Origin of the sequence: Mesorhizobium sp. M7A.F.Ca.CA.002.09.1.1, assembly GCF_003998555.1 — a bacterium.
Classification (GTDB): Bacteria; Pseudomonadota; Alphaproteobacteria; order Rhizobiales; family Rhizobiaceae; genus Mesorhizobium; species Mesorhizobium ciceri.
In genome coordinates this window covers 1-6,883 of the sequence record NZ_RZRR01000226.1, presented here as the reverse complement: position 1 = coordinate 6,883, position 6,883 = coordinate 1, and the positions used below count along the sequence as shown (strand labels likewise).

General features: G+C 64.1%; 6 protein-coding genes. 4 read left to right on the top strand and 2 right to left on the bottom strand.

Going from position 1 to position 6,883, the window contains the following annotated elements; translation table 11 throughout:
- The 3 genes from EN994_RS12545 to EN994_RS12535 all read left to right on the top strand — a co-directional run.
- Positions 1-2,434 (top strand): Pls/PosA family non-ribosomal peptide synthetase (locus tag EN994_RS12545; protein ID WP_245466016.1); only part of this gene is annotated, 2,434 nt, incomplete at its 5' end.
- Complete coding sequence (locus EN994_RS12540; RefSeq protein ID WP_244514318.1) at positions 2,431-2,880, top strand: GNAT family N-acetyltransferase; 450 nt, start codon at positions 2,431-2,433, stop codon at positions 2,878-2,880. The genes EN994_RS12545 and EN994_RS12540, both read left to right, overlap by 4 nt.
- A gap of 47 nt (positions 2,881-2,927) precedes the next feature.
- On the top strand, positions 2,928-3,533 hold the full coding sequence (locus EN994_RS12535; RefSeq protein ID WP_063170289.1) for a 4'-phosphopantetheinyl transferase superfamily protein: 606 nt from the start codon (positions 2,928-2,930) through the stop codon (positions 3,531-3,533).
- A gap of 9 nt (positions 3,534-3,542) precedes the next feature.
- Here the strand turns inward: EN994_RS12535 and EN994_RS12530 are convergent, their stop codons facing one another.
- Positions 3,543-4,655, bottom strand: coding sequence for a KamA family radical SAM protein (locus tag EN994_RS12530; RefSeq protein ID WP_063168613.1), 1,113 nt, complete (start codon positions 4,653-4,655; stop codon positions 3,543-3,545).
- A 159-nt stretch (positions 4,656-4,814) separates the two neighbouring features.
- On the opposite strand from EN994_RS12530, the gene EN994_RS12525 reads away from it, so the two are divergent.
- On the top strand, positions 4,815-5,750 hold the full coding sequence (locus EN994_RS12525; protein WP_013530658.1) for a hypothetical protein: 936 nt from the start codon (positions 4,815-4,817) through the stop codon (positions 5,748-5,750).
- A gap of 28 nt (positions 5,751-5,778) precedes the next feature.
- Here the strand turns inward: EN994_RS12525 and EN994_RS12520 are convergent.
- Positions 5,779-6,883 (bottom strand): serine hydrolase (locus EN994_RS12520; RefSeq protein ID WP_164745888.1); only part of this gene is annotated, 1,105 nt, incomplete at its 5' end.

Sequence of the window (6,883 nt, the reverse complement as noted above, 5' to 3'; positions counted from 1 at the left end):
CGCCATGGTCGCGCCCGCCAATGACGACGAGCGTTTCCTGGCCGACGCGCTGGCCGCGGTGCTGAAGTTCGACGAAGTGTCCGTCGAGGACAATTTCTTCGACGATCTCGGCGCCAACTCGCTGCTGATGGCGCATTTCTGCGCCCGTGTGCGCACCAGGAAGGAATGGGCGACGGCGTCCATGCGCGACATCTACCTCCACCCGACCGTGGCGCGGCTGGCGCTGCATCTGGGCGTAGCGGACGAGATGACGACGGCCACCAACGAGCCCGTCCTCACGCGGCGGGCCTCCAATCTTGCCTATTGGACCTGCGGCGCCGCACAGCTGATGTTCTACGGGCTCTACAGCTATGGCGCCCTGTGGGCGATCAATGGTGGTCTCAACTGGATGTACGACGCGCTCGACGATCCGCTGCAGCTCTACATCAGGTGCGTGGCGCTTTCGGCCGCCGTGTTCTTCGGCATGTCGGGTTTTGCCGTCCTCGCCAAATGGGTGCTGGTCGGCCGCTGGAAGGCGGAAGCGTTTCCCATCTGGGGCGTGCGTTACTTCCGCTTCTGGGTGGTCAAGACGTTGATCCGCACCGCGCCCGTCGTGCTGTTCCGCGGCAGCCCGCTCTACAGCATCTACCTGCAGCTTCTCGGCACCAGGCTCGGCAAGAACGCCGTCATCGAATCGAAATCCGTGCCCGTCTGCACGGATCTCATCTCGATCGGCGCCAACACCATCCTGCGCAAGGAATCGATGATCCTCGGCTTCCGGGCGCAGGCCGGCTATATCCACACCGGGCCGCTGACCATCGGCCGCGATGCCTTTGTCGGCGTCGGTTCGACGCTCGACATCGACACCAGGATCGGCGACGGCGCCCAGCTCGGCCATTCGTCCTCGCTGCACCGCGGCCAAAGCATCCCCGACGGCGAACGCTGGCATGGCTCGCCGGCCGTGCCGACCACGGCCGACTATTGCAAGGTGCGCAATGTCGATCCGTCCAACATCCGGCGCTTCCTGTTCGAAGCGGTTCAGCTGATCGGCCTGTTTGCCATCGTCACTCCCTTGCCGCTCCTGTTCCACAGCTATTGGGAAAATGTCGGCGACGACTACCAGGAAACCATCGGCGTCGTCGCGATCGGCACCACGGTGACGCTGTTCGGCTACATGGCCGCATCCTTCCTGGCGGCGACGCTGGTGCCGCGCCTGGTCAGCCTGCTGTTGAAGCCAGGCCGCACCTACACGCTGTACGGCTTCCGCTACTGGCTGCAGACCGTCGCTGAATTCTCCAGCAATTCCCGCGTGCTCGGCCTGCTGGCCGGCGACAGCTCGGCCATCGTGCACTACATGCGAGCGATCGGCTGGAATCTCAACAAGGTGGTGCAGACCGGCTCCAATTTCGGCTCCAACCAGCAGCACGAAAACCCGCTTCTGTGCGAGATCGGCACCGAGACCATGGTGTCGGACGGGCTGTTCATGATCAACATGCACAAATCCGCCGCCGCCTTCAGGCTCGAGCCGACGAGGATCGGCGAGCGCAATTATCTCGGCAACAACATCTACTATCCGCCGGACGGCCGCACCGGCGACAACGTCCTGCTCGGCACCAAGGTGATGATCCCCATCGACGGGCCGCTGCGCGAGAATGTCGGGCTCTTGGGTTCGCCTGCCTTTGAAATCCCGCGCATGGTGAACCGCGACAAGGAACTCATCGCCGGCATCGACGAGGACGACCGGCGCCGGCGCATCCCATTGAAGAACCGCCACAATCTGGTGACGATCCTGCTGTTCGTGGCAACGCAATGGGTCATGCTGTTCGCCACGCTGGCGATCTGGGACCGGGCGCTGAACTACTACACCGAATGGGCTGAAGTCGCACTGTTCGTCGCCGTGCTGCTGACCTCGGCGATCACCATTCCGTTCTACATCTTCGTGGAACGGGCAAGTCTTGGTTTCGGCAGGCTGAAGCCGCAGATGACGACGATCTATGACGTCGCGTTCTGGCGTCATGAACGCCACTGGAAGCTGGCGGATTCGCCGATCGTGCGGCTGTTCGCCGGCACGCCGTTCCGGCCGATGATCCTGCGCATGCTGGGCGTCAAGATCGGCAGCCGTGTCTATGACGGCGGCAGCAATCTGACAGAACGCTCGCTGGTGGAGATCGGCGACGACGCCACCCTCAACGAGGGCTGCGTCATCCAGGCCCATTCGCTGGAAGAAGGCGCCTTCAAGTCCGACTTCATCCGCATCGGCAAGGGCTGCACGCTCGGACCCTCCGCCTTTGTCCACTACGGCGTTGTCATGGGCGAAGGTTCGGTGGTCGATGTCGACTCCTTCGTCATGAAGGGCGAAGAGCTGGAGCCCAACTCCATATGGCGCGGCAACCCGGCCAAGCTGCATCGCTTCGTCGAACCGATCACCGAGTCCTCGGCCAAGGCATCGGCTTGAACACCGAGGACATCCGTCTCGTTGCCGTGACCAGGGCCAACCGCGCTCTGGTGGCGGCCCTGGAACTGGCTCCGGAGCAGAGGGATTTCGTCGCCGGCAATTCGGAGTCCCTCGAAGAAGCCGAAACCGACGAAGACGCGCGGCCGCGCGCCATCATGGCTGGGACCCGTGTCGTCGGTTTCCTGATGTACGATGCGTCGGACAACGAGGCGCTGGTCTACCGCTTCATGATCGACCGCGCCCACCAGGGCAAAGGCTATGGCAAAGCCGCATTGCGCGCCTTGCTCGACGAGATCGGAAATCTCGGCCATATCAGGGAGGTTTCGATCTGCTACGAGCCCGAGAACGAGGCCGCACGCCACCTCTATCGCGCAGCCGGCTTCGTGGAACAAGGCATCGACGAGGACGGAGAAATGATCGCCGTCCTGCCGATGGTCGATCGTTGACGCCGCCCGTTGCGAATTCATCGGCGGAAACGACCCTGCTGGAGGCTATGGCCGCGATCGCGCCGAGCGGTGTCCGGATCGGATGCCGCCTGATCCGCGAAGGCGATGAAGCCCATCTGCTGCCCATGGAAGCCCGCTCTATCGCGGCGCGCCAGCTTGCCATGCGGCGCGCCAGCGGCGCTGCGCGCTGGATCGCGCACGGACTGCTGGCGGAGCTTGGCGTCGGCGACGTCGCCATCCTGCGCGCGCCAACCGGCGCGCCGGTCTGGCCCGAGGGAATAATGGGTTCGCTCGCGCACGACGACGACATGGCGGTAGCGGCGGTTGCACCGGTTGGCGATATCGCCTCGCTCGGCATCGACGTCGAGCCCGCGCAGCCTCTCCCGGATGATATTTTGGCGCTCGTGACAACACCCGCGGACCGCACCGACGCAGCCGACCGGCATCTTGCCGGCCGCATCCTTTTTGCCGCCAAGGAAGCCGTCTACAAGGCCGTCTATCCGCTCGATCGCGAGGTGCTGGGCTATGAGGACATCACCGTCGACCTGAACGCAGGCCACGCGACGACGAAGACAGGCCGCAAGGCCAGGCTCGCCTACTGCGTTGCCCCGCGCGTGGTGGTGCTGGCGTTTGTCGAGAAAGACAGGGGTTAGCGCGCAGTCCTATTCGCCAACGATCTCCGTATACGCCCTCACCTCGCCATCCAGCCCGCGCAGCCGCCAGTTCTCGCCCTCCCGTCCCTCGACATGGCAAGGCCCGATCGGCACCTTGCCGCCGCCTTCCGGCAGGTCGAGCACATAGACGGGGTTGCAGATGCCCGACAGTCGCGCCCGCAGCGCTTCGGTCAGCGCCTGCCCCTGCGCAATCGTCGTGCGCCGGTGCGCCATGCCGCGCGCGAGGTCGCCATGGTGCAGGTAATAGGGTTTGACGCCGAGGCGATACATCAGCTCGCGGCAGAGCTCCTCCAGCGCCTCGACGCTGTCGTTGACGCCTTTGAGCAGAACGCTCTGGTTGAGCAGCACGAAGCCGGCTTGCCGCAGCGTGCGACAGGCGGTTTCCGTGGCCTGAGTGATTTCCCGCGCGTGGTTGAAATGGGTGACGATGGTGACCATCAGCCGGCCCTGCAGGGCCGCAACCAGCCCCGGCGTGATGCGCGACGGCAGCGCCACCGGAACGCGCGTGTGGATGCGCAGCAGCCGCACATGCGCGATCGCTTCGATGCGCGCGCGGATTTCGGCCAGCGCCTTGTCGGGCAGCGACAGCGGATCGCCGCCGGTCAGGATCACCTCGCGGATTTCGGGGTGATCCGCGATATAGGCCAGCGCCGGCTCCAGCGCCTCGCGCGTATAACCCCTGCCGATCGAGGTCAGCGATTCCTTGCGGAAGCAGAACCGGCAATAGACCGCGCATTGGTAGGTCGGGAACAACAGCACCCGGTCGGCATGGCGATGCGTCAAGCGCGGCACCGGGCTGAAGTCATGGTCGGCGATCGGATCGTCGAGTTCGCCTTCCGCTTCCTCAAGTTCTTGCGGAGACGGGATGACCTGCGCCCGGATCGGATCAGCCGGGTCGTTCCAGTCGATCAGGTCGAGATAGGCTTTGGGCGCGCGCACCTTGTGGTTCGCCGCCGCGGCCTGGGCGGCTGCGCGCTCGGCTGACGACAGCGGGAGGCGGTCAAGGTCGCGGACGTGGCGCACCCCGGCGCGGACGTCCGCCTGCCAGGCGGTGTCAGGATCGGCGGAGCGTGCATCGTGGAGGTTCGTGTCTGAAGTCATCAGGGTTCTCGGGGCAGTTTCTGGCGGAGCTATCGGCCGGATGGCCAGGCGGGTCAACCTTCTGGGGTGGTCGCCGCCATCAAATCCACCGCCTGCAAATCCGTAGGTATTTAGCCAAAATGGCACTATTCTGCGCAGTCTGGGCTTCAGGGAAAACGAATGGACTTCAGCACAGGCCATGGTTACCTGCTCATCGGCGGCCTCATCCTCGTCGGTACTGGGCTGCTCATCCTGTCGCTGATCGTCAATCTGCGCGTCGCCCACAGTGTGCGCGACGACGTGCGTCATCGCGAAAAGCTGCTGGAATACTACCGTAACATCTTCTCGCAGTTGGGCGTGATCCTGATCGGCATCGGCGTGTCGCTGTTCATCTTCTTTTTCCAGCAGAATTACCAAGACCAGCGCAGACGCGAAACGGATCTCCAGCAGGTTCTGGCCAAGCTGGCGGCGCGCATCGCTCGTGGCGCTCCCCTCGTCGAGTCACTTGGCGAATTCGACGCGCTGCTGGATGACGGCGGGGCCTACGTTAGTCCCGAACTTGGTGGAACCAACGCCGCCATCGGCGCGCAGGGAGCGGAGCTTGGCAAGCAGATCCGCGAAATCCTGCTGGTTGAGCGCGACGTCGACATCCGGGACTTCGACATCCTCAACCTGTCGCGCGATTTCGAGTCGTCGTTCGTCGTCAACCAGCTCGATCCGACGCTATGGTTCGACATCGTGCGCGACGAGAGCGAGATCAAATATGCCATCACCCAACTCACCCTCGACTACAAGGACCTGCAGGATGCGATCGGCGGCGAGCCGATCGAGGTTGCGATCGCCAATCCTGAAACCGAGCGCAAGATCAAGCACGAGGTGCTCGACATCTTCTACGATGCCGACCTCTTGCGCCAGCGCAGCAGGCGATTTCTCGGCCGTGCGTGCTGGCTTCTCAGCCACGGACGCAGCTTTGTCAGTCTTGCACCGGTCGACGCGATCGAAGCCGACGCGAGGTCACATCAGGAATGGATCGACAGATCGAAGCCCTCGCTGGCACAGACGAAATCGGGCAACGGCGATTGCTTCAAACTGCTCCGATACGGCCCGGCATCCTGACTCCCGGCGGGACCGGTCGATTTGGAAGTCAGTCCCCCACACGTTGCAGCGTGCCGAGATGATTGTCGTCGAGAAAACCTACAGTCATGGCCGACGCCTTGCCGTCAGCGCCGACCACGAAACTTACACCCGAGGGGCTGTCCGGCGTCTCCGCGTCGGGGAAGGTCAGGAAAAGATCACCGTCGAAATGCCTCAATGAATAGGACCGGCCGGCGGCCGGGCCCACCTTGAGTACAAGGTCGTCTCCCGCTTTCGACACAATCGCGTCGCCGATGAAGTCGTTGGCGTACCGGCCAGCATAGACACTGCCCGGCCCGGCTCGCCGTGACGGAGACGGCGGCGCGGCGTAGGCGGCCTTGGCCGCCGCGACCACCGGACCGAACAGGCCCGCATAGATATCATTCCACGCCTTGACCCAGTCCTTCTCGACCTTACCGTCGAAGACGAGATCGGCGAAGCTGTCGGACAATCCCTCCGGCAGGCCAGTCGGAAAGGCGTTGGCGACGATGACTATGCCCAGCTTCTCCTTTGGGAAGACTGTCACCAGGGTACGCGCGCCGACGCTGAAAGCGCCGGCGTGGCCCCAGCTCAGGCCGTGTCGGCCGAATTCGACATTCCAGCCGAGGCCGTAGAACGATGCGCCGCCGGAGACGGGGTTGTTGCCGCGCGATATCAGCGGAACATGCGTCTGGCTTAGCGCATCGGCGGCAATCAGTGTCTTGCCGGCATAAACGCCGTTGTGGAGGATGAGGCGCACCCATTGCGAGAGGTCACGTGCCGTAGAGCTGACGCCGCCGGCGGGCGCCTGCGCATCCGGATCGCGCTCTATCCTCGCTGCCCAGGCGCCATCGACCTTGACGTGAAGCGCGGCGCGGTTGGTTCGCTTGACGAAGTCCGAATGGCGGGAACTCGTGGAGGCCATGCCCAGCGGACGGTAGAGCTTCTCCTCGGCGACCTGCTCCCAGGGCTTTCCCGTCGGTGTCGCGGCTGCCACGGCACCCTCTGTCAATCCGAAATTGCTGTAAGAATACCCGGCCCGAAAGCTCGACGATGGCGGCACGAACCGCAGGCGATGCAGGATCTCGACGCGGTCGTAGCCAATGTCCTCGAGGTCGTCTCCGGCGGTGCCTGGA